Origin of the sequence: Streptomyces zagrosensis, from assembly GCF_014203645.1 — a bacterium.
Classification (GTDB): domain Bacteria; phylum Actinomycetota; class Actinomycetes; order Streptomycetales; family Streptomycetaceae; genus Streptomyces; species Streptomyces zagrosensis.
Genome location: NZ_JACHJL010000037.1, coordinates 1 through 21,494, shown reverse-complemented (window position 1 = coordinate 21,494; position 21,494 = coordinate 1). Strand labels below are relative to the sequence as shown.

General features: G+C 69.2%; 17 protein-coding genes and 1 pseudogene. 14 read left to right on the top strand and 4 right to left on the bottom strand.

The genetic code is table 11. From position 1 onward, the window contains the following. Window positions 1-3: 3 nt before the first annotated feature. Together FHS42_RS35015 and FHS42_RS35010 are read left to right on the top strand one after the other, a co-directional pair. Window positions 4-288 carry an exodeoxyribonuclease VII small subunit gene (locus FHS42_RS35015; protein WP_184580222.1) on the top strand — a complete coding sequence of 95 codons (285 nt, stop codon included), beginning with the start codon at window positions 4-6 and terminating at the stop codon, window positions 286-288. 349 nt (window positions 289-637) lie between these two features. After that, window positions 638-1,231, top strand: coding sequence for a malonic semialdehyde reductase (locus tag FHS42_RS35010; protein ID WP_184580220.1), 594 nt, complete (start codon window positions 638-640; stop codon window positions 1,229-1,231). A 239-nt stretch (window positions 1,232-1,470) separates the two neighbouring features. On the opposite strand, the gene FHS42_RS35005 is transcribed toward FHS42_RS35010, so the two are convergent. Further along, window positions 1,471-2,037 (bottom strand): DUF4245 domain-containing protein, encoded by a 567-nt coding sequence (locus tag FHS42_RS35005; RefSeq protein ID WP_184580247.1) that lies wholly within the window; start codon window positions 2,035-2,037, stop codon window positions 1,471-1,473. A 223-nt stretch (window positions 2,038-2,260) separates the two neighbouring features. On the opposite strand from FHS42_RS35005, the gene glpX reads away from it, so the two are divergent. Further along, entirely contained in the window at window positions 2,261-3,292 is a 1,032-nt protein-coding gene (glpX, locus tag FHS42_RS35000) for a class II fructose-bisphosphatase (protein WP_184580218.1), read from the top strand. A gap of 456 nt (window positions 3,293-3,748) precedes the next feature. Here the strand turns inward: glpX and FHS42_RS34995 are convergent, their stop codons facing one another. Next, complete coding sequence (locus FHS42_RS34995; protein WP_184580216.1) at window positions 3,749-4,105, bottom strand: WhiB family transcriptional regulator; 357 nt, start codon at window positions 4,103-4,105, stop codon at window positions 3,749-3,751. A gap of 239 nt (window positions 4,106-4,344) precedes the next feature. Continuing rightward, window positions 4,345-5,028 carry a DUF1707 SHOCT-like domain-containing protein gene (locus FHS42_RS34990; protein ID WP_312867167.1) on the bottom strand — a complete coding sequence of 228 codons (684 nt, stop codon included), beginning with the start codon at window positions 5,026-5,028 and terminating at the stop codon, window positions 4,345-4,347. 168 nt (window positions 5,029-5,196) lie between these two features. Between FHS42_RS34990 and FHS42_RS34985 the strand changes: the two genes are divergently transcribed. The 5 genes from FHS42_RS34985 (at window position 5,197) to FHS42_RS34965 (ending at window position 12,583) form a co-directional block, all read left to right on the top strand. Beyond that, window positions 5,197-6,873, top strand: a complete 1,677-nt coding sequence (locus tag FHS42_RS34985) for a fumarate hydratase (protein WP_184580212.1) — start codon at window positions 5,197-5,199, stop codon at window positions 6,871-6,873. A 299-nt stretch (window positions 6,874-7,172) separates the two neighbouring features. Then, window positions 7,173-8,564 carry a class II fumarate hydratase gene (locus tag FHS42_RS34980; RefSeq protein ID WP_184580210.1) on the top strand — a complete coding sequence of 464 codons (1,392 nt, stop codon included), beginning with the start codon at window positions 7,173-7,175 and terminating at the stop codon, window positions 8,562-8,564. A gap of 296 nt (window positions 8,565-8,860) precedes the next feature. After that, window positions 8,861-9,556: a cytidylyl-2-hydroxypropylphosphonate hydrolase gene (gene fomD / locus FHS42_RS34975; RefSeq protein WP_184580208.1), complete on the top strand. Its 696-nt coding sequence runs from the start codon at window positions 8,861-8,863 to the stop codon at window positions 9,554-9,556. 121 nt (window positions 9,557-9,677) lie between these two features. Continuing rightward, a complete protein-coding gene (locus tag FHS42_RS34970) occupies window positions 9,678-10,382 on the top strand; it encodes a class I SAM-dependent DNA methyltransferase (RefSeq protein ID WP_184580245.1) in 705 nt (234 codons plus the stop codon). Window positions 10,383-10,438: 56 nt separating this feature from the next. Then, entirely contained in the window at window positions 10,439-12,583 is a 2,145-nt protein-coding gene (locus FHS42_RS34965; protein WP_184580206.1) for a SpoIIE family protein phosphatase, read from the top strand. 99 nt (window positions 12,584-12,682) lie between these two features. Here the strand turns inward: FHS42_RS34965 and FHS42_RS34960 are convergent, their stop codons facing one another. After that, the gene (locus FHS42_RS34960) at window positions 12,683-15,235 is read right to left on the bottom strand and encodes a transglycosylase domain-containing protein (RefSeq protein WP_184580204.1); all 2,553 of its coding nucleotides are present in this window, start codon (window positions 15,233-15,235) and stop codon (window positions 12,683-12,685) included. Between the two features lie 362 nt (window positions 15,236-15,597). On the opposite strand from FHS42_RS34960, the gene FHS42_RS34955 reads away from it, so the two are divergent. The 6 genes and pseudogenes from FHS42_RS34955 (at window position 15,598) to FHS42_RS34930 (ending at window position 21,267) form a co-directional block, all read left to right on the top strand. Beyond that, the gene (locus FHS42_RS34955; protein WP_184580202.1) at window positions 15,598-16,572 is read left to right on the top strand and encodes an SPFH domain-containing protein; all 975 of its coding nucleotides are present in this window, start codon (window positions 15,598-15,600) and stop codon (window positions 16,570-16,572) included. A gap of 20 nt (window positions 16,573-16,592) precedes the next feature. Beyond that, a pseudogene (locus FHS42_RS34950) lies at window positions 16,593-16,808 on the top strand (type II toxin-antitoxin system antitoxin); the annotation flags it as partial. A gap of 412 nt (window positions 16,809-17,220) precedes the next feature. Further along, window positions 17,221-17,745: a PadR family transcriptional regulator gene (locus FHS42_RS34945; RefSeq protein ID WP_184580200.1), complete on the top strand. Its 525-nt coding sequence runs from the start codon at window positions 17,221-17,223 to the stop codon at window positions 17,743-17,745. Beyond that, a complete protein-coding gene (locus FHS42_RS34940) occupies window positions 17,742-18,428 on the top strand; it encodes an ABC transporter ATP-binding protein (RefSeq protein WP_184580198.1) in 687 nt (228 codons plus the stop codon). Before FHS42_RS34945 ends, FHS42_RS34940 begins: the two co-directional genes overlap by 4 nt. Continuing rightward, complete coding sequence (locus tag FHS42_RS34935) at window positions 18,425-20,986, top strand: FtsX-like permease family protein (protein ID WP_184580196.1); 2,562 nt, start codon at window positions 18,425-18,427, stop codon at window positions 20,984-20,986. Before FHS42_RS34940 ends, FHS42_RS34935 begins: the two co-directional genes overlap by 4 nt. Next, window positions 20,983-21,267, top strand: coding sequence for a hypothetical protein (locus FHS42_RS34930; RefSeq protein ID WP_184580195.1), 285 nt, complete (start codon window positions 20,983-20,985; stop codon window positions 21,265-21,267). Before FHS42_RS34935 ends, FHS42_RS34930 begins: the two co-directional genes overlap by 4 nt. The last annotated feature ends 227 nt before the right edge of the window (window positions 21,268-21,494 follow it).

The window sequence follows — 21,494 nt, the reverse complement described above, 5'->3', positions numbered from 1 at the left end:
GGCATGGTGAAGACGGGCGAGAAGTCCACCGAGACCGCGCTCGGGTACGAGCAGGCGCGGGATGAACTGGTCGAGGTGGTGCGGCGGCTAGAGGCGGGTGGCACCACGCTGGAGGAGTCGCTCGCGCTGTGGGAACGCGGCGAGGAGCTGGCGAAGGTCTGCCGGCGCTGGCTGGATGGCGCGCGGGTGCGACTCGACGCGTCACTCGCGGAGCGTTCCGACGCCACTGGTGCGAGCTCATCGGACTCACACGACGGCAACGGCAAGGCCGAAAACGGGACCGTCTGACGGGCCTGGCCGGCACCGCCGTAACGCTCGTACCGGATGCACCACCGGTCGATGGTTGGCCGACCGATGGCGGCCGGTCGAGCGGCGGCCGACAGCACGAGTCGATGGCCTGCCCGGGCGCCGGGCCTGTGCGGGCGCCCGAGCGTAGGAACAACATGCCCTCGGCAGAGATACGCGCCTGCTCAAGAGCAGCAGACCGGGCAGGACTCACCCCGCACACCGCGACCGCCGTGACCTGGAGCACTCTCCTCCGCTTTTAGTTGAAGGTTAACCTAAAATGCGTACAGTGAGATGAGGCCAGCTCGAACATGTGCCGACGAACTCGCACAAAACAAGCAGAAGGTACGCCATGACTCTCGCCCTCGACACGACCGCGCAAGACCTGCTCTTCCGTTCGGCCCACACCGCCAACGCGTTCACCGATGAGCCGGTGACCGACGAGCAGATCAAGGCGATATACGACCTGGTGAAGTACGCCCCCACGGCGTTCAACATGTCGCCGCTACGCGTACTGCTGGTGCGCTCCCCCGAGGCTCGTGAGCGCCTGGTCGGGCACATGGCCGAGGGCAACCGGCCGAAGACCGCCGCCGCTCCGCTGGTGGCCGTGCTGGCCGCGGACCACGAGTTCCACGAGGAACTGCCGAAGCTCTTCCCGCACGCCCCCGGCATCAAGGACGCGTTCTTCGCCGAGCGCCCGGTACGCGAGCAGGCGGGAACGTTCAACGCCGCGCTCCAGATCGGCTACTTCATCGTCGGCGTCCGGGCGGCGGGTCTCGCCGCCGGCCCGATGACCGGCTTCGACGCGGAGGGCCTGAGCAAGGAGTTCTTCGGCGACGGCAACCACACGGTGCTGGCCGTGGTCAACCTGGGCAAGCCGGGCGAGGGCGCGTTCAACCCCCGCTCCCCCCGACTGGACTTCAACGAGGTCGTCAGCACGGTCTGACCCTGACCGCCCCTTCCGAACGGTTCGCGCCCCTCAGCCCCTCGGCTGGGGGGCGCGCGTTGCGTCGGCTTCCCAGGCGGACACCCGAGGAGCCTTCCGAGCGTTCCAAGCGGCCTTCCGAGGGCTCATCCCGGCGGCCGGTCCTTACGGACAGCTAGGCCGCCGAGCCGTCGCGGAGCTGGCGGGTTACGGGGAGCCGGGAGCTGCGGCGAGTTGGCGGGCTATGCCGAACTGGAGGGTCACGGGGAGCCGGAAGGCTGCGGGGAGAAGCTGGGCCTCGCCGCCTTCTCCGCCTTCAACGCCTGGACCATCCGCAGCAGGTCCTGCTCGGGCGCGGTACCGGTGACGACGGTCGTCACGCCGGGCTCTTCACGGATCAACGCGTTGTACTTCTCGCCCTGGTGCCGGGTCCACTTCTTGCCCTTGACCTCGATCGGAGCACCGGCCTGCTTGGCCTTGTGGGTGACATCGGCCACGTACTGCTTGACCCGTTCGGTATCGCTCTGCTCGACCCCCACGTACTCCTTGCCCGGAGTCAGGTAGCCCAGGTGCCATATGGCGCCATGGTCCGACTTGCCCCGGTAGGTTACCGAGGTCGCGCGCCAGCCCGGGGGCAGCCCGACCGGCGCCGCGATCGCGTAAGGCGCGGCGCGGCGGGCGATGTCGATCTCGACCCGGGTGCTCACCGTCTTGATCGGGTCCTTGTCCTCATCGTGCGGAATGACGACGTAAAGGGTCGCCGCCACGATGCCGACCAGCGCCAACGAGAGCACCATGTTCACTACGGTCTGATTCCCACCACGCATACCAGCCACGTCTCTATCGTCCCCTACGCCCACCGGCGGCCATGACCAGGGGCCCGTGCCGACGCTCGGTCGCACCGCGAGCACGCTGTGACGCCGCTCATGCGTGGGGCCCTCTGCTCATTTTCGCGGCGTACCGATAAAGTCATCATCACCCTCGCCCTCCTTGCCCCGCTTCGGGCGGGAGGGGTCCCACGGCCGTCGCCGTACAGAAAGGTGCGCTCCGATGACCGAGCATCATCTGCCATCCCCCCTCGAAGTCAGCCCCGAGGCTCCCGACCGCAACCTGGCGTTGGAGTTGGTCCGGGTGACCGAGGCCGGGGCCATGGCGTCCGGCCGCTGGGTCGGCCGTGGCGATAAGAACGGCGCGGACGGCGCGGCCGTAAAGGCCATGCGTTCGCTCGTGCACACCGTTTCGATGAACGGTGTCGTCGTCATCGGCGAAGGCGAGAAGGACGAGGCGCCGATGCTCTTCAACGGCGAGCGCGTCGGCGACGGGACCGGTGCGGAGTGCGATGTGGCCGTGGACCCGGTGGACGGCACCACGCTCACCGCCAAGGGCATGGCCAACGCCGTCTCCGTACTCGCCGTCGCCGAGCGCGGCTCGATGTTCGACCCGTCGGCCGTCTTTTACATGGACAAGCTCGTGACCGGCCCGGAGGCCGCCGAGTTCGTGGACATCACGGCGCCGGTCGGCGTGAACATCCGGCGCATCGCCAAAGCCAAGCGCTCAAGTTCCGAGGACGTCACCGTCGTCATCCTGGACCGACCGCGCCACGACGGCATCGTCAAGGAGGTCAGGGAGGCGGGCGCCCGGATCAAGTTCATCTCGGACGGCGACGTAGCGGGCGCGATCATGGCCGTACGCGAAGGCACCGGCGTCGACCTGCTCCTTGGCATCGGCGGCACGCCGGAGGGGATCATCGCGGCCTGCGCGATCAAGTGCCTGGGCGGCACCATTCAGGCCAAGCTGTGGCCGAAGGACGATGCGGAGAAGCAGCGCGCCCTGGACGCGGGTCATGATCTGGACCGGGTGTTGCAGACCGACGACCTGGTCAGCGGCGACAACGTGTTCTTCGTGGCCACCGGCATCACGGATGGCGACCTGTTGCGCGGCGTGCGCTACCGGGCCGAGACCGCGACCACCCAGTCGCTGGTTATGCGGTCGAAATCGGGCACCATCCGCCAAATCGACTCCACCCACCGGCTGTCCAAGCTGCGCGCCTACGCATCAGTGGACTTCGAGCGCGCGCGCTGAGCGGCGGACGCGGCCCGCGCACGAGTGCGTAACCGCGAGGTTCGTACCCACAGAACGCGCCGCGCGCCCCGCGTACGCCTGGTGCACGAGGCGCCCGCAGCAGGCAGCAGGCATACGTACGCGCCACGCCGCCTTCCGGCCCTGACAGGACACAACTAGACACAACTGGACACAACCGGCCCCAGTCGGCCCCGCATCGACTTCGACCGGCCGTCCAGTCGTGTAGGGCGTACGTGAGCCGGGCCCGCCGCTGCTGGCGGACCCGGCTTCCCCGCCGTGCGATCCGCATGGGTCGCGGGGCGGCGGGATGCCCGGCGGGTGAGACCGGGACATGAGGCGAGGGGTACGGGTGAGGCTTGGGAGTCTGGATGAGGCCTGGGGTTCTACGTGATGCCTGGGGTTCTGCGTGAGGCTTGCGAGTCTGGGCGGGTTCGCGGGCCTAGGCGGCTTGCGGCGTCAGCCCGCCGCCGCGACCCGCACCGCGCGCTGAAGTTCCGCTTCGCGGCGCCTGCGTCGCGCCAGGACCACGCGGCGCTCGGCCGCCGTGAGGCCGCCCCACACCCCGTACGGTTCCGGTTGGACCAGCGCGTGCTCTCGGCACTCCACCATGACTGGGCACCGCGCACAGACCCGCTTGGCGGCCTCTTCCCGGGATAGCCGGGCAGCGGTTGGCTCCTTGGAGGGGGCGAAGAAGAGCCCGGCTTCATCGCGGCGGCACACCGCCTCGGCGTGCCAGGGACCGGCCTGCTCGCGAGCGTGGTCACGCTGCGGGGGCACGGCGGCGTCCTGCAGGGGGTGATGCGGTTGCAGCACGGTCTACTCCTGACGACGGCTCCGGTTGGGTCACCCTTGCCCGCCTCGCTGCGCACGACTTTTCGCGCCCGCAGCCGTACGAGAGACGATGCTCCAAGCTTTACCCGCTGTGCGGGTGCTTATGCACACGGTTGCTCCGCGTGTCAGGTTGGCGTTTCGGCCGGTGCGCGGAGCTGTGCGTTTTTGATGGGCCGTGCTGTGTGGTTTCGGTGGGCCGCGCTGTGGGGTTTCGGCGGGGGTTACGCGTTGAGGTTCCGTACCCGCTTTCCGCGCTTTGTCTTGGCCTCCACACCGCCGAAAAGGGCCAAACCACTGACGACCACCACCGGCGCCGCCGGGTCGGCCGCCTCCGTGTCCGCCACGTCGAAGCCTCCGAAGATGCCCGTGCCGGCGCTGCGCAGCGTGACGTTCTCCGGGACCCGGATATCCACACCGCCGAAGATCGCGGTGACGCTGATGACGATCTCCTGCTGCTCGAAGACCGCCTCGGTCAGGTCGATGTCCACGCCGCCGAACAGCGCGAACGCATTCGTCCTGCCGCCCACGCGCCAGCGTCCTCGGCGGCTGGCGCCGCCGAAGACCGCGATCAGGTTGTCGGTGATGGTGCTGCGCTCGGGGGGCAGTTGCGGGATGCCTGCGGACAGGGGGCGCGCGGTGCCCGACTGGCTCGGCGAGGCGCCCGCACTCGGCAGATCGCGCACGAACGGCTCAAGTTCACCGCGCGTCTTCGCCTCGTACACCCCACTGATCCGCTCGGCGTGCTCCTCCGCGGTCAGCCGCCCCTCGGCGAGGGCCTCGCGCAGGACATCGGCCACGCGGTCGCGGTCCGCGTCAGAGGCGCGGATAGCTCCACTCGGCAGGGCCACGGGCGCGGGGGTGGCGGTCTTGGACTTCGTCAAAGGCACCGGCTGCTGTTCGTCCACGACCTCAGCGTAGCGAAACGCGATAGATCGCGATAGAGGGTCAGTTGAGTGTGACCTCATCGCCGCGTTGTCGGAGCGCCGTTCTACTCTGGTGGGCGCTCCCCCGCTTCTGCTCGGGATGCGCCTGCCATCGACGTTAGCGACAGACCGCAGTGAGGATTGGCCCCGATGCCTGAGTTCGTGTACACGGATCTGCTGCCCGTAGGCCCGGACGCCACCCCGTACCGGCTGGTCACCGCCGAGGGAGTCAGCACCTTCGAAGCTGATGGGCGGACGTTCCTCAGGGTCGAGCCGCAGGCGCTGCGGAAGCTGGCGGCCGAGGCGATGCACGACATCTCGCACTATCTGCGCCCGGCCCACCTCACCCAGCTCCGCCGCATCCTGGACGACCCGCAGGCCAGCGCCAACGACCGATTCGTGGCACTCGACCTGCTGAAGAACGCCAACATCGCGGCGGCTGGCGTGCTGCCGATGTGCCAGGACACCGGCACCGCGATCGTGATGGGCAAGCGCGGCCAGCAGGTGCTGACCTCCGGCGGCGACGAGGAGGCCCTGTCGCGCGGCATTTACGACGCGTACACCCAGCTCAACCTGCGCTATTCGCAGCTAGCCCCGCTGACCATGTGGGACGAGAAGAACACCGGCTCCAACCTGCCGGCGCAGATCGAGCTGTACGCGACGGACGGCGACGCGTACAAGTTCTTGTTCATGGCCAAGGGCGGCGGCTCGGCCAATAAGTCCTTCCTCTACCAGGAGACGAAGGCGGTGCTGAACGAGGCATCCATGATGAAGTTCCTGGAGGAGAAGATCCGTTCGCTGGGCACGGCCGCCTGTCCGCCGTACCACCTGGCGATCGTCGTCGGCGGCACCAGCGCGGAATACGCGCTCAAGACCGCCAAGTACGCATCCGCGCACTACCTCGACGAGCTGCCCGCCGAGGGCTCCCCAGCCGGGCACGGCTTTCGGGACAAGGAGCTTGAGGACAAGGTCTTCGAGCTGACCCAGAAGATCGGCATCGGCGCCCAGTTCGGCGGCAAGTACTTCTGCCACGACGTGCGTGTGGTCCGCCTCCCGCGGCACGGCGCGTCCTGCCCGGTCGCCATCGCCGTGTCCTGCTCGGCCGACCGGCAGGCCGTCGCGAAGATCACCGCCGAGGGCGTCTTCCTGGAACAACTGGAGACCGACCCGGCCCGCTTCCTGCCGGAGACCACCGCCGAGGAGCTGACCAAGGGCGCGGGTCCTGACCTGGACGCGGTGGCCATCGACCTCGACCAGCCGATGGACGCCATCGTGGCCGAGCTGACCAAGCACCCGGTCAAGACCCGCCTCTCGCTCACCGGCACGCTGGTCGTCGCCCGCGATATCGCGCACGCGAAGATCAAGGAGCGGCTCGACGCGGGCGAGGAGATGCCCGCGTACCTGAGGAACCACCCGGTCTACTACGCGGGCCCGGCCAAGACCCCCGAGGGGTACGCGTCCGGGTCCTTCGGGCCCACGACGGCGGGCCGGATGGACGCGTATGTGGACCAATTCCAGGCGGCGGGCGGCTCCAAGGTGATGCTTGCTAAGGGCAACCGCTCCCAACAGGTCACCTCCGCCTGCGCGGCGCACGGCGGTTTCTACCTCGGTTCCATTGGCGGCCCTGCCGCCCGCCTCGCCCAGGACTGCATCAAGAAGGTGGAGGTCCTGGAGTACGAGGAGTTGGGCATGGAGGCCGTGTGGAGGATCGAGGTCGAGGACTTCCCCGCGTTCATCGTGGTGGACGACAAGGGCAACGACTTCTTCACCGACCCGTCGCCGACGCAGCCGCTGGTCACCACCATCCCGGTCCGTCAGGGGGCGTGAGCCCCACGGCCCACTGCTAGCTCCAGCTCTCGAAACCTCCTGGCCTCGTGGCCGTCTGCCCCTAGCCGCCTGGCTGCCGAGCGACCCGTTCGCTCAGCCGCCCGGCCAGGCGGCGGGGCGCACGGCCAGGCAGCGGGGCGCACGGCCGGCCGGCCGCGGGGCCGGCCATCACACTGGCCATCACACTGCCCTCTGACCTGCCGATTCAGGCGTTACCTGCGGTATGTACAGACAGGTAAGGTCGCTGGGGAACACCCGGCACCGGACGAGCGCTGGGCTTGGTAGGAGGTGGGTCAACGATGAGTGACAAGCACTACCGGGTCGAGCACGACTCGATGGGTGAGGTACGGGTTCCGGTGGACGCCAAGTGGCGGGCGCAAACCCAGCGTGCGGTGGAAAACTTCCCCCTGTCGGGGCAGCGGCTCGAACGGGCGCATATCCAGGCGCTCGCCCAGATCAAGGCAGCGGCGGCCACGGTCAACGCCGGGCTTTCGGTGATCGAGAAGGACATCGCACAGGCCATTGCCTCGGCGGCGGCCGAGGTCGCCGGCGGGCAGTGGGACGACCACTTCCCCGTCGATGTGTTCCAGACCGGGTCGGGCACCTCGTCCAACATGAACACCAACGAGGTCATCGCCACACTGGCTAGCGAGCGCCTCGGCCGCCCCGTACACCCCAATGACCACGTCAACGCCAGCCAGTCGTCCAACGACGTCTTCCCGTCCTCGATCCACATCGCGGCCACCGCGGCCGTCACCGCTGACCTGATCCCGGCGCTCGATCACCTTGCTGAGGCGCTGGAGCGCAAGGCGGAGGAGTTCGCCGAGGTGGTGAAGTCCGGGCGGACGCATCTGATGGACGCGACCCCTGTGACGCTCGGCCAGGAGTTCGGCGGCTACGCGGCACAGGTGCGCTACGGCGTGGAGCGGCTGCGCAGCGCGCTGCCGCGACTGGCCGAACTGCCGCTGGGTGGCACCGCCGTGGGCACCGGCATCAACACCCCGCCCGGCTTCTCGGCCGCCGTCATCGCCGAGATCGCCGAAGCCACCGGGCTGCCCCTGACCGAGGCCAGGAACCACTTCGAGGCGCAGGGCGCGCGCGATGGCCTGGTGGAGACCTCCGGCCAGCTCCGTACCATCGCGGTCGGCCTCACCAAGATCTGTAACGACCTGCGCTGGATGGCCTCCGGCCCGCGTACCGGGCTGGCCGAGATCGCGCTGCCCGACCTTCAGCCCGGCTCCTCGATCATGCCGGGCAAGGTGAATCCGGTGATCCCGGAGGCCGTGCTGATGGTCGCCGCCCAGGTCACGGGCAATGACACAACGGTGGCCACGGCGGGCGCCGCGGGCAACTTCGAGCTCAACGTGATGCTGCCGGTGATCGCCAAGAACCTGCTGGAATCCATCCGGCTGCTCAGCAACGCCGCCCGGCTCCTCGCGGACCGCACCATCGACGGCATCACCGCCGACGCCGAGCGGGCCAGGGAGTACGCGGAGTCCTCGCCGTCCGTGGTCACCCCGCTCAACCGGTACATCGGCTACGAGGAGGCCGCGAAGGTCGTCAAGCGGTCGCTGGCCGAGCGTAAGACCATCCGTCAGGTGGTATTGGAGTCCGGCTATGTGGAGCGCGGTGACCTGACGTTGGAACAGCTGGACGAAGCGCTCGACGTACTGCGGATGACCCACCCCTAGAACCCCTATACGTACCCCTATTTCCCGTACCCCTATACCCCCCCTAGACGCGCGCCCCGGGCCCGCCATCAGCCTGGTCCCGGGGCGGGGCTCACGGGTGACGGTGCGTCCGTCACCGAGAGCGGGTCGCGCCCGCGGTTCCGGCCAGGTCCGCACGCCTTTCCGGGTCGCGCCCCGGCCTAGTGCAGCGACCGTTCCCCGGCCGTTTGCCGGCCAGGCCCATGAGCGTTGCCCAGAGCCTCCAGGAAATGGGATTCATCACGGCGCTTCGGCCTTGCCGCGCCTAAGATCTGCTCATGACAGCGGACATGGTGGAGACGAGGGGCGCGACCGGCGCCGCCCACTGGGTGCCGGGAGCGCAGATCCTGTGGCGCTACCGGGCCAATGGCCACGACGGCATCCATATCTGCCGCCCGGTGACCGTCGTCCAGGACACCGATGACCTGCTGGCCGTCTGGCTCGCCGCCGACACCCTGTGCGTCAAGCCGCGCATGGCCGATGGCACAGAAGTCCATCTGGAGCCCCTCACCACCCGCTACACCAAGCCGCGCACCATCGCCCGCTGCCGCTGGCTGGGTACCGGAGTGCTCAAGTTGGCCAGCCCCGGAGAACCGTGGTCGGTATGGCTGTTTTGGGACGACGGCTGGCGGTTCCGGAACTGGTACGTGAACCTGGAGGAGCCACGCGTCCGTTGGGGCGGAGGCATCGACTCGCAGGACCACTTCCTGGACATCGCGGTCTACCCGGACCGGAGCTGGGACTGGAAGGACGAGGACGAGTTCGCGCAGGCACAGCGCGCGGGCTTGATGCCCCCGCACCAGGCGGGGCGAGTACGGGCCGCCGGCCGCGCCGCCATCGACCTCATCACCTCTTGGGGGGCTCCATTCCGGGAGGGTTGGGAGAACTGGCGGCCGAACCCGACATGGCCGGTACCCGCCCTTCCAGCGGACTGGCACCGCACACTGGCCCACCCAAGGTCACAAGCCTCTTGATGTGGACCTGGGCTTCAAACGTAGGATCGTCCTCCGTAACTCTGCTCCGGCAGGAAATCAAACAAACGCAACTCACGAACACGATAAGAATTTTGACGTGCGGTCACAGAAGGGCGATGTCGTGAGCGGTGCCGACTACCACGGGCACAAGGGGTACAGCCGGTTAGAGATCGATCGCAGCGGACAAGCAGAGGCGTTCGACGCGATCGGTGACCGGTACGACGAAGCGTTCCCCCACAAGGAGGGGCAGCTCCAATCCGGCCAGTGGATGGTCGATGCGCTGCCCGCGGGAGCGCGGGTGCTCGACGTCGGCAGCGGCACCGGGCTACCCACCGCGCGCCAACTCAGCGACGCGGGGCACGAGGTGATCGGCATAGACATCTCGCCCGTCATGCTCAAGCTCGCCCGCGAAAACGTGCCCGGCGCAAGCTTCCACCTCGTTGACATCGCCCAATTGCAGTCCGGCGCGCCCTACGGCCCCGGCGGACCGCGTGACCTGGGGCGATTCGACGGCGCTAGCGCGTTCTTCTCGCTGCTGATGCTGCCACGCGCGGAGATTCCGCACGCGCTGCGCACGCTGTACGGGATGCTGAAGCCACAGGGCCTGTTGGTCTTGTCCATGGTGGAGGCGGATGTGGACGACTTTGCGATTCCGTTCCTCGGCAACTCGATCCGGGTATCCGGCTACCTACGGGACGAACTACACCAGGTCGTGCACGACGCGGGCTTCGACGTCGCTAAGGAGGAGTCGCACGCGTACGCCCCAGCCAGCACGGACGTGCCACCAGAGCTCCAGCTCTTCCTGCACTGCCGACGACGCGCCTGATATCGGTGCGCCCGACCGACGCGGGCGCACAGCCCCGGACGGATGGAAACCCACGCGTGACGGAGCATCCCACCTCCCACGACCGCAGGCAGGCTGCCGCACCCCCGGCCGCCTCGGGCGCGGCCATGCCCGAGGACGCGCACGGCGCGGTCCCCGACCCGCGTACCGATCTGCGACAGGGCCCCGGCCCGGCCGCCGCACCAGAGCCCGGGCCAGACCATCGGCCGCGCCCCACCGGACACGAGGCCGAGCCACACCCCTCCGAGCTGCCGGCGACCGGTCTGCCGGCCCCGCTGGGTCGGCCCGCCGACGCCTCCGCCACGCAGCGGCCCGTACCGGCCGACGCTGTGTCGCAGCAGCCCACCACGGCGCAGCGGTCCTCCACGGCGCAGCAGCCCACCACGGCGCCGGCCACCCCGCTCCCCGCCACCGCACCGTCCGAAGCCGAGGCAATCGCCCTCGCGGCGCGCGCCGGTGAGCGGCTGCGCTACGTCGGCGCGGCGACCCGCCGCATCGCGCGCGGCATCGACCTCGACGAGATCGTCCTTGGGCTGTGCCGGGCCACCGTGCCCACCTTCGCGGACGCCATCCTGGTCTACCTGCGAGACCCGCTACCGGTCGGTGACGAGCGCCCGGTGGACCCGGTGATGCTGCGGCTGCGCCGCACCGACCGCATTCCGGAGGAGGCCGACACCGAGACCCGGCTGCCGCTACTGCCATCGGGCCCCGACCTGTCCCCGGCGCTCGGCGGCGGGCCCGCGGCCGATCTGTGCGAGGTGCATTCCGGTGGGCCGCTCGCTGAGGTGCTGCGCGGGGTGCGCCCGGTCTTCGGCGACTCGGCCGCGGCCCGGGCCGCGCTGCCCGAACTCCTCGGCGAAGGCCGCACGGTGGCGATGGGGCAACGTTCCATCCTCGCGCCGCTGCGCGGTCGCCGCCGGGTGACCGGTGCCGCCGTCTTCATCCGCCGCCCCGACCGACCTCCCTTCGAGCGGGACGATCTACTCGTCGCCGCTCAACTCGCGACGCACACCGCGCTGGGCGTGGACAAGGCCGTGCTGTACGGGCGCGAGGTGTACATCGCCGACGAGTTGCAGCGCACGATGCTGCCCGACTCGCTCCCCCAGCCCACCGGGGTACGGCTCGCCAGCCGCTATCTGCCCGCCGCCGAGAGCGCACGGGTCGGCGGCGACTGGTACGACGCGATCCCGCTGCCAGGCAACCGCGTCGCGCTGGTCGTCGGCGACGTCATGGGCCACTCCATGACCTCCGCCGCGATCATGGGGCAGCTCCGTACGACGGCACAGACGTTGGCCGGGCTCGACCTGCCACCGCAGGAGGTGCTGCACCACCTCGACGAGCAGGCCCAACGGCTCGGCACGGACCGGATGGCCACCTGCTTGTACGCGGTCTACGACCCGGTCGCGCACCGCATCGTGATCGCCAACGCCGGGCATCCGCCGCCACTCCTGCTGCACCGGGGCGGCCGGGCCGAGGTGCTTCGGGTGCCGCCCGGGGCGCCGATCGGGGTCGGTGGCGTGGACTTCGAGGCCGTTGAGCTGGACGCCCCCGCGGGCGCGACGCTCATGCTCTACACCGATGGTCTGGTGGAGTCGCGCATCCGGGACGTATGGACCGGCATCAACCAGCTTCGCGAGCGGCTGACCGAGACGGCCCGGCTGACCGGCCCCAATCCGCCGCCTCTTGAGGCGCTGTGCGACGAGGTCCTTGACATGCTCGGCCCGGGCGACCGGGACGACGATGTCGCGCTGCTCGCCGCGCGGTTCGAGGGCATCGCACCCAGCGACGTCGCGTACTGGTTCCTCGATCCCAAGGCGCAGACCGCCGGGCAGGCCCGCAGGCTGGCCCGGCGTGCGCTCTCGCGCTGGGATTTGGAGGAGTTGACCGACTCGGTGGAGCTGCTGGTATCCGAGGTGGTCACCAATGCCGTGCGGTACGCCGAGCGGCCGATCACCCTGCGGCTGCTGCGGACGGACGTGCTGCGCTGCGAGGTAGGCGACGACGTCCCGCAACTCCCCCGCCTGCGCCAGGCCCGCCCGTCCGACGAGGGCGGTCGCGGCCTCTACCTGGTCAACCGCTTGGCGAGACGCTGGGGCGCGACACGCCTGAGCACGGGAAAGGTGGTGTGGTTCGAACTGGCCATCCCACCCGTGGTCCGGCCCACTCCGGATAGCAAGGTGTGAGGTGCACCTGCACCCGAGGGTCACCGCTGGCCGGCGCGGCCACCAGTGAGCCGGCGCCCGCTCAACCGCGGGTCGGCAGCGGCTCGGGCGCAGGACTCGTTACGGCTTTTCGCGGCCCGGCGTTCCGGGCCAGGGCAGGAGCCCTGACTTTCCGTGTCGGGGCAGGAGTGTCGGGTCGTCCGTAGGGTCCGGGTCGGGGTCGGGCGAAGAGGTCGTCGGGTCCGGGGACGGGTCGGGTGAAGACGTGGTCGGGTCCGGGGACGGGTCGGTTGACGGGCTCGTGGTGGTCGGGTCCGGCTCGGGCTTTGTGGTGGTCGGGTCGGGGTCCGGGGACGGCCTGGTGGTTGTCGGCTCGGGCTCGGGCTCGGTGGTGACCGGCGGCGGCGTGGTGGCCTCGCGGGTCGGAAGGGCGGCCGGGCCCAGGTCCGCATCGAGGTCGAACGATGAGGAACCCTGCCCCTTGAGCGCCGCCTTGGTGTACGCGGCCCAGATCTCCGCCGGGTACTCACCGCCGTTGACCCGGCCGCCACCGCCCGTGCCGCGCAGCGAAACCTGCTCGCCTTGCTTGATCTTGCCCTGGGTCTTGTCGGCCTCGCCGAACAAGCCCACGGCCGTCACCAGGTCGGGTGTGTAGCCCACAAACCAAGCCGACTTGTTGTCGTCGGACGTGCCGGTCTTGCCCGCTACGGCTTGGCCCTCGGTGCGTACCGCCGAGCCGGTGCCGTCGTCCACCACGCCGGTCAGGACGGAGGTGACGGAGTCGGCGGTGCTGCGGCTGACGACCTCGTCGCCCACCGCGTCCGGCAGGCCGGCCTTGTCGTCCCGCTTCTCCGCCGACTTCACGATCGACGGCGTGACCTTTTTGCCGTGGTTGTCCAGCGTCGCGTACACCCCGGCCATGTCCAGGGGGCTCGCGCCCATCACGCCGAGGGACATCGCAGGCCGTTCCTCGAAGCCGCCCGCCTTGGCGTTCATGCCCAGATCGATCGCGGTCTGCTTGACGTCGTCGAGCCCCACATCGATCGCCATCTGCGCGAAGACGGAGTTGACGGACTTGTTCATGGCCTGCTGCACGCTGATCGGGCCATAACTCTTGTCGTCCTCGTTGGGCGGCGCGAACGCGGTGTCGCTGCCCTTGACCGGCCGCTTGCTGGTGCCGTCGTAGATCGTGTTCGGCCGGATCGGCAGGCCCTCCCGAGTCTCGGCACCGTTTTCGTACGCGGAGGCGAGGATCAGCGGCTTGAAGGTGGAGGCGGGCTGGTAGTCCTCGCGGGTGGCGTTGTTGACGTAGTGCTTGGTGTAGTCCTCGCCCCCGTAGAGGGCGAGGATATGGCCGTTCTTGGGGTCCACCGAGACAGCGCCCGCCTGCGCCCGCGCGTCTACGGGGCGCGCCTTCGGGTCGAGGTCACTGCGGAGTTCGGAGGTGACGGACTTCTCCAGCGCGCGCTGCTTGTTCCGGTCGATGTTGAGCGTGATGTCCCAGCCACCGGCGGCAACGAGGTCCTGCTCGTTCACGCCCCCCCGGATCAACTCCTGCTCGGCCAGCTTCACCAGGTAGCCGCGCTGCCCATCGAGCCCCGCCACCGCCTTCGGCGGGCGTGGCACGGGGAACTTCATGGCCTCGCGTGCGCCGGAGTCCAACCAATCCTTTTCGACCATGTTGTCGAGTACGTAGTTCCACCGCTGCTTGACCAGTTTCTTGCCCACAGGGCCGGCTGCCGCCCAGTCGTACTGGCTGGGTGCCTGGAGCAGCGCCGCGAGGTAGGCGCCCTCCTCGACGGTCAGCTGCTCGACTTCCTTGCCGTAGTACGCACGGGCCGCGGCCTGGATGCCGTACGCGCCGCGCCCGTAATAGCTGGTGTTGATGTACCCCTCAAGGATGTGGTCCTTGGACTTTTGCCGGTCCACCTTCAGGGAGATGACCAGCTCCTTGACCTTGCGGGAGACGGTCTGGTCCTGGGTGAGGTAGTAGTTCTTGACGTACTGCTGGGTGATGGTCGAACCACCCTGCTTGCCGCGGCCGAGAAGGGTATTGACGATGCCCCGGGTAGTGCCCTTGAGGTCCACGCCGGAGTCGCTGTAGAAGTTCTTGTTCTCGGCGGCGACGAAGGTGTGCTGCACGTCCTTGGGGACCTTGGACAGCTTGACCGACTCCCGGTTGATGTCGCCGGTGCGGGCGAAGACCGTGCCATCGCTGTAGCGGTAGACATTGCCCTGTGCCTTGGCGGCGGCGTTGCCCGAGGGGACGTCCACGATGGCGTAGAGAACGGCGAAGGCACCGATGCCCAGGGCGATCAGCCCAAAGAAGTAGGCGAGCAGCTTTTTCCAGGTGAAGAAGCGGCGCAGGCCCGTCTTCTTGGCGCCCTTGGCGCCCTTGGCGCTCTTGCCGCCCTTGGCGCCCTTGCCGCCCTTGGCGCCCTTGCCGCTCTTGGCGCGCTGAGCACCTCTAGCACCCTCGGCCGGCTGTGTCTGCTGTACCGGCCCGGGTTGCTGCGCTCTGGCCGCTCTGCCGGGCCGGTCGCCCGGTATCGCTCCGGGTGCGTCGCTCGATATCGGGCCGGTCGCGCCGTCCGATGCCGCCGCGTCGGCCGGCTTCACCCTCCTGCGGCGGCCACTCTTCTGGCGCGCCCGCCTGTCCTCCGCTCGGCCCATCTCTCCCGCCCGCTCCCGTCGTCCGCCCCCAGCCAGCTCACGAAGCTAACACCGCAACTAGCGGCAAAAGCCCATCGATCAAGCTAAACCGGGCGTGACAATCAGCACCTTCTCTATGCGAGTTCCATGCGACTTCCAAGCGAGTTCCCATGGAACCGACCGACGAAAGGTGCGGAAGGTTGCCCGACGCGTTAATGTGCTAGCACTTTGATAGGTTAGGATGATCGCCTCACCACTACGCACCAGCTACCGGAAGCACGACCGGACCTCACCCGGACACCACGGCAACACATGGCGCCCACCTGCGCGAAGGCCCGCCACCGGGTGCGCGTCCGATCCGTCCTCAGATACGGGGGAGCCTCATGCCCGACACCACTCGACACGTTCCCGCCACGGCGAATCCCGCCCCAGCAGGCGAGGCCGACGTCCCCGCGATGCCCGAGCCCCGGGTCAGGGAGTTCGCCGCGCACAGCGTCAGCGGCGGGCTCGCCCTGCTGTGCGGGCTGCTGGGCCTGTTCGCCGGCATCGCCGCGCTCATCGCCGGCATCGCGCTGGCCAACCATGGGTCGGCGGCGGCCGGGGTGCCGCTCATCATCATCGGTCCGCTGCTGGCCGTCGCCGCCTTCCTCGCCATGTGCGGACTGAACATGGTCGCGCCCGGTGAAGCCCGCGTCGTCCAACTCTTCGGCCGCTACCGGGGCACCATTCGCACGGACGGGCTGCGCTGGGTGAACCCGTTCACCAGCCGGGAGAAGATCTCCACCCGGGTCCGTAACCACGAGACCGCCGTGCTCAAGGTCAACGACGCCTACGGCAACCCGATCGAACTGGCCGCCGTGGTGGTCTGGCGGGTCGAGGACACCGCCCAGGCCATGTTCGAGGTGGATGACTTCCTGGAATTCGTCTCCACCCAGACCGAGGCCGCGGTCCGGCACATCGCCATCGAGTACCCGTACGACGCACACGACGAGAACGGCCTGTCGCTGCGCGGCAACGCCGAAGAGATCACCGAGAAGCTCGCCGTCGAACTGCACGCCCGCGTCGAGGCGGCCGGCGTGCACATCATCGAGTCCCGCTTCACGCACCTCGCCTACGCGCCCGAGATCGCCTCCGCGATGCTCCAGCGCCAGCAGGCGGGCGCCGTCGTCGCCGCGCGCCAGCAGATCGTGGAGGGCGCGGTCGGCATGGTCGAGGACGCGCTTGATCGCATCGCCGCGCGGAACATCGTCGAACTGGATGCGGAGCGCAAGGCCGCAATGGTCAGCAACCTGATGGTTGTGCTGTGCGGCGACCGCTCCCCGCAGCCGGTCTTGAACACAGGATCTCTCTACCAGTGACCGAGGAGCGCCCGAAGCGGATGCCGCGGCAGCGCAAGCAGACGCTGCTGCGGCTCGATCCGGCTGTGCACGATGCGCTGACCCGCTGGGCACATGACGAGCTACGCAGCGCCAACGCCCAGATCGAGTTCCTGCTGCGCCGCGCGCTAGCGGAGGCAGGACGACTGCCGGGAGACGTCGGCGCGATCCCCCGCCGCGGGCGCCCCCCGAAGGCGGCAATCGACGAGCCTGCGGCAAAGGCCGCCGGACTTCCGGACGAGACCGGAGGGCATTCGGCGGGCGCCTGCGAAGGGCCGGCCGGCGAGGAGGCCCCGGCTGCCGGCGAGGGGCAGGCTGCCGGCACCGACCGGCGGCCCGCTGCCAGCGAGAGGCAAGGCGCTACAAAGGGGGCCGCCGAAGACGCCACAGGGGCGACCAGCCCCGGCGCAGCTGGCACTTCGCCCGGTGCGGCCAGCGCCCCGTAGCCCGCGCGGCACGTACGCACACAGCACACCCGCAACACTTGCAACACTTGCAACACTTGCAACACTCGCACCACCCCAACCCAATACCCCGACAACACCTCTCACCTGCGGCGATGCGCCATACACAACATCTATACACAGGACGTATACACGGTACGTATACACATGATGTAGAGTTCTTCGCATGTCAATCGGTCACACCCTTCTCGGGCTCCTGGAATCCGGGCCCCGCCATGGCTACGACCTGAAGCGAGCCTTCGACGAACGCTTCGGGCAGGACCGGCCCCTGCACTACGGCCAGGTGTACTCGACCATGTCCCGGCTGCTGAAGAACGGCTTGGTGGAGGTCGATGGCGTGGAGACGGGAGGCGGGCCCGAGCGCAAGCGATACGCCATCACCGACGCCGGGATCACCGACGTCGGACAGTGGCTCGCCCAGCCCGAGAAGCCCGATCCGTACCTGCAATCCACCCTTTACACCAAGGTCGTCCTCGCGCTGCTCACCGGCCGCAACGCGGCCGACCTACTCGACACACAGCGCGCCGAGCATCTGCGGCTGATGCGCGAGTTGACCCAGCGCAAGCGCGGCGGCGACCTCGCGGACCAACTCATCTGCGACCACGCCCTGTTCCACCTCGAAGCGGATCTGCGGTGGCTGGAACTGACCGCTGCCCGGCTCGACCAACTCGACAAGGCGGTGCGCGCGTGACCCCCGCCGGCTCTCTGCTCATCGGCTCAGCACTGCGCAAGTCCTACGGCCCGACCCCGGCCCTCGACGGCGCGGACTTCTCCATCCACCCTGCCGAGGTGGTCGCGGTCATGGGCCCGTCAGGCTCGGGCAAGTCCACGCTGCTGCACTGTCTGGCCGGAATCGTCCAGCCCGACTCCGGGAGCGTCCGCTACAACGGTCGCGAGCTGTCATCGCTGCCGGACCGGGGGCGCAGTGCGCTGCGCCGGAGCGAGTTCGGGTTCGTGTTCCAGTTCGGCCAGCTCGTACCGGAGTTGACCTGCCTGGAGAATGTGGCGCTGCCGCTGCGCCTTTGCGGCACCGGCCGCAAGCCTGCCGAGGCCCAGGCCGCGGAGTGGCTGGAGCGGCTTGAGGTCGATGACGTACGGGGCAAGCGCCCCGGCGAGGTGTCCGGCGGCCAGGGGCAGCGGGTCGCCGTGGCGCGCTCGCTGGTCACCCGGCCCCGGGTGCTGTTCGCGGACGAGCCGACCGGCGCGCTCGACTCCCTCAATGGCGAACGGGTCATGCAGTTGCTCACGGACGCCGCTCGGGACACCAGGGCCGCCGTGGTGTTGGTGACCCACGAGGCGCGAGTGGCCGCCTACTCCGACCGCGAGGTCGTCGTACGGGACGGCAAGGCCCGGGACATGGCAGGCGTCCTATGACACCGCCCGACCGCAAGGGCGACTCCCCGCGCGCCACCACAGCCGTGGCCCTTACCGGTACCCCAGACGCCACAGGTGCCACCGACACCACAGACACCGCAGGCACAACGAGCACCACAGGCGCAGGCACGGGCACAGGCACGGGCACCACAGACGCTTCGGGTGCCGCCACCACCACGCGTGCCACAGCCGCCACGCACACCGCAACCACCTCACGTGCCACCACCGCCACCACCGCTCCGGCCGCCTGGGCGCGCGATCTCCTCTTCGGCGCCCGGTTCGCGGTCACCGGCGGGCGGCAGGGCTGGGCCCGTACAGTGCTGACCGCAGTCGGCGTCGGCCTCGGTGTGGCGCTGCTGCTGCTCGCCGCATCGGTGCCCAGCGTCCTGGGCAACCGCGAAGAGCGTAGTGAGGCCCGTAAGGCCGTGACCGTCAGCGACAACATGAAGCCGGGGCCACACACCTTTCTGTACGCCGATGCCAGCACCACCTGGCACGACGCCGACATCATCGGCAGCGTGGTGCGCCCGGACGGGCCCAAGGCACCCGCGCCGCCCGGCGTGTCCGCCGTGCCAGGGCCCGGTGAAATGGTCGTCTCGCCCGCGCTGAAGGACCTGCTGCGCCAAGACGGCAACAAGCTGCTGCGCGAACGGCTTGACTACCGGATAGTGGGCACCATCGCCGACGAGGGCCTGCGAGGCCCCGCCGAGCTCTTGTACGTGGCGGGCAGCGACACGATCACCGACACACACGCCGAGCGCATCGACCACTACGGCGACGGCATCGACACGGAACCACTGAGCGCCGTCTTGATCCTGCTGATCGTGATGGTGTGCGTGGTGCTGCTGATGCCGGTGGCCGTGTTCGTCGGCACAGCGGTGCGGTTCGGCGGCGAACAACGCGACCGGCGGCTGGCCGCCCTGCGGTTGGTCGGCGCGGACCTCCCCATGACCCACCGGATAGCGGCCGGAGAGGCGCTGGTCGGGGCGCTGCTCGGGTTGGCCGTCGGCTTTGGGATCTTCCTCGTCGGACGGGAGTTCGTCGGCTCGATCACGGTGTGGGACATCAACGTCTTCCCCGCCGACATCGCACCGCACCCAGGGCTCACCGCTCTGATCGCGGCAGCCGTCCCGGCCTGCGCGGTCCTGGTCACCTTGCTGGCGATGCGCGGCATCACCATCGAACCGCTCGGCGTGATGCGTCACAGCGCTCCCAAGCGGCGCCGGCTGTGGTGGCGGATCGTGCTGCCCGCACTGGGCTTCGGGCTGCTCCTCCCGTTGGTCGGCGACGTCAGCTATGCGAACGACAGCGACATCAACACCTACCAGGTGGCGTCCGGCGCAGTCCTGGTGTTGATAGGAGTCACGACGCTCCTACCGTGGTTGGTCGAAGGCTTCGTGAACCGCTTCAAGGGTGGCCCGCTGTCCTGGCAACTGGCCACCCGACGCCTCCAGTTGAGCAGCGGTACGGCCGCCCGCACGATAAGCGGCGTCACGGTCGCGGTCGCCGGAGCGGTCGCCATCCAGATGCTCTTCGCCGGCGTCAGGGACGACTTCGTCCAAACCCCAGGACACGAGGCCACCGATCCACAGGTAGGCGTGTCGCGGACCGTTGACGACGCCGAGGATGCCCGCAGCATGATCTCCGCGATCCGCGGCACGCCGGGCGCCCAGAACGCGGTGGGCAATATCCAGACCTCAGTCGGCAAGCCCGGCGCCGATCGCAGCCGCGACGACGGGGCCACCGATCAGCTCGTCATCGGTGACTGCCAGAGCCTGCGGGCGCTGGCCCGCATCGACCGGTGCGAGGAAGGGGACGTCTTCCTCCGCGCCGACAGGGACCCGGAGAGCTTCGCCGCCGCCGGGGCACGCGTGGACCTCACACCGCCCGGTTACGGGGACGGGACATCCAAAGAGCACCTGTGGACGGTGCCGGCGTCGGCCCGCACCGTGCAGGACCAGGCGGACGAACCAGCCGATGGGTTCTCGAGCATCATGGCCACCCCATCGGCGGTGCCGGTCTCGACCATCAGCTACCCGTGGTTGCTGGTGCGCCTGTCGCTCGACCCCGCGCAGCCGGACGCGATGGAGCAGATACGCAACACCGCGATGCGTATCGACCCCACCAGCAGCGTGATGGCGTACTCCGACATCGAGAGCGATGACCGCTTCGACGACATCCAGACCGGACTGTTCGTCGGGGCAACAGCGACGCTCTTGCTCATCGGGGTATCCATGATCGTCACCCAGCTCGAACAGCTCCGGGACCGCAAACGGCTGTTGTCGGTGCTCGTCGCCTTCGGCACGCGCCGCTCCACGCTCGCCTACTCGATCCTGTGGCAGACGGCCATCCCGATGGTCATCGGCCTAGCGGTCTCCCTAGCGGGCGGCGTGACGCTCGGTGTCATTCTGCTGAAGATGGTGGACCGCTCGGTTCGCGATTGGTCATCCATGGCGCCCATGGTCGGCGTCGGGGCGGGCGTCATCGCCCTGGTGACGCTGGTCAGCCTGCCGCCGCTGTGGCGCATGATGCGAGCGGACGGACTGCGAACGGAGTGACGGAACGCCGCCTCGGCACGGCCGCCTGCGGCCCGATAACGCGCGACACCCTCGCCGACTGCGAGGGCATCGTGCGCTGGGGTGGCGATGACGGTGACGTGGACGAGTCGCTCTTCTACGTTGCCGCCGCTCCGCACGACGAGCTGTTGAGGCAGGTCGCTGACAAGCTCCGCAGGTGGGACGCTACGCCCGGGAAGGGAGCCGGGGCGGGTGTGGACGTACTGTCGCCGGCCCACCACCGTCGCGCGGACCACCTGGCCCACGTCCAACAATCGGCCTGACAGGCTGCTCCGCTGCGGAGCACGGTGCGCCCGGCCGGGCTACGGACGAAGTGGCGACCCCGATCGAGTGAAGCAACTCGTACGGGGCACTGGGGTGAGCTCGCCCTACCATGATGGCCTCGACACCGGTCACCAGGAGTCTCAATGACGAAGTCAAGCTGCCTGCGTGACTGGTGGGGCGGAGGTGAAGATCCGTCCGTCACGCAGCAGCGCCCACAGAACGCTCG

Excerpts from the sequence above, each read along its gene's own strand:
- FHS42_RS35015 (WP_184580222.1), top strand. The coding sequence starts at position 4 with ATGGTGAAGACGGGCGAGAAGTCCACCGAGACCGCGCTCGGGTACGAG.
- FHS42_RS34980 (WP_184580210.1), top strand. The coding sequence starts at position 7,173 with ATGAGTGACAAGCACTACCGGGTCGAGCACGACTCGATGGGTGAGGTA.
- FHS42_RS34955 (WP_184580202.1), top strand. The coding sequence starts at position 15,598 with ATGCCCGACACCACTCGACACGTTCCCGCCACGGCGAATCCCGCCCCA.
- FHS42_RS35005 (WP_184580247.1), bottom strand. The coding sequence starts at position 2,037 with ATGCGTGGTGGGAATCAGACCGTAGTGAACATGGTGCTCTCGTTGGCG.
- fomD (WP_184580208.1), top strand. The coding sequence starts at position 8,861 with ATGACAGCGGACATGGTGGAGACGAGGGGCGCGACCGGCGCCGCCCAC.
- FHS42_RS34945 (WP_184580200.1), top strand. The coding sequence starts at position 17,221 with ATGTCAATCGGTCACACCCTTCTCGGGCTCCTGGAATCCGGGCCCCGC.
- FHS42_RS34960 (WP_184580204.1), bottom strand. The coding sequence starts at position 15,235 with ATGGGCCGAGCGGAGGACAGGCGGGCGCGCCAGAAGAGTGGCCGCCGC.
- FHS42_RS34935 (WP_184580196.1), top strand. The coding sequence starts at position 18,425 with ATGACACCGCCCGACCGCAAGGGCGACTCCCCGCGCGCCACCACAGCC.
- glpX (WP_184580218.1), top strand. The coding sequence starts at position 2,261 with ATGACCGAGCATCATCTGCCATCCCCCCTCGAAGTCAGCCCCGAGGCT.
- FHS42_RS35010 (WP_184580220.1), top strand. The coding sequence starts at position 638 with ATGACTCTCGCCCTCGACACGACCGCGCAAGACCTGCTCTTCCGTTCG.
- FHS42_RS34985 (WP_184580212.1), top strand. The coding sequence starts at position 5,197 with ATGCCTGAGTTCGTGTACACGGATCTGCTGCCCGTAGGCCCGGACGCC.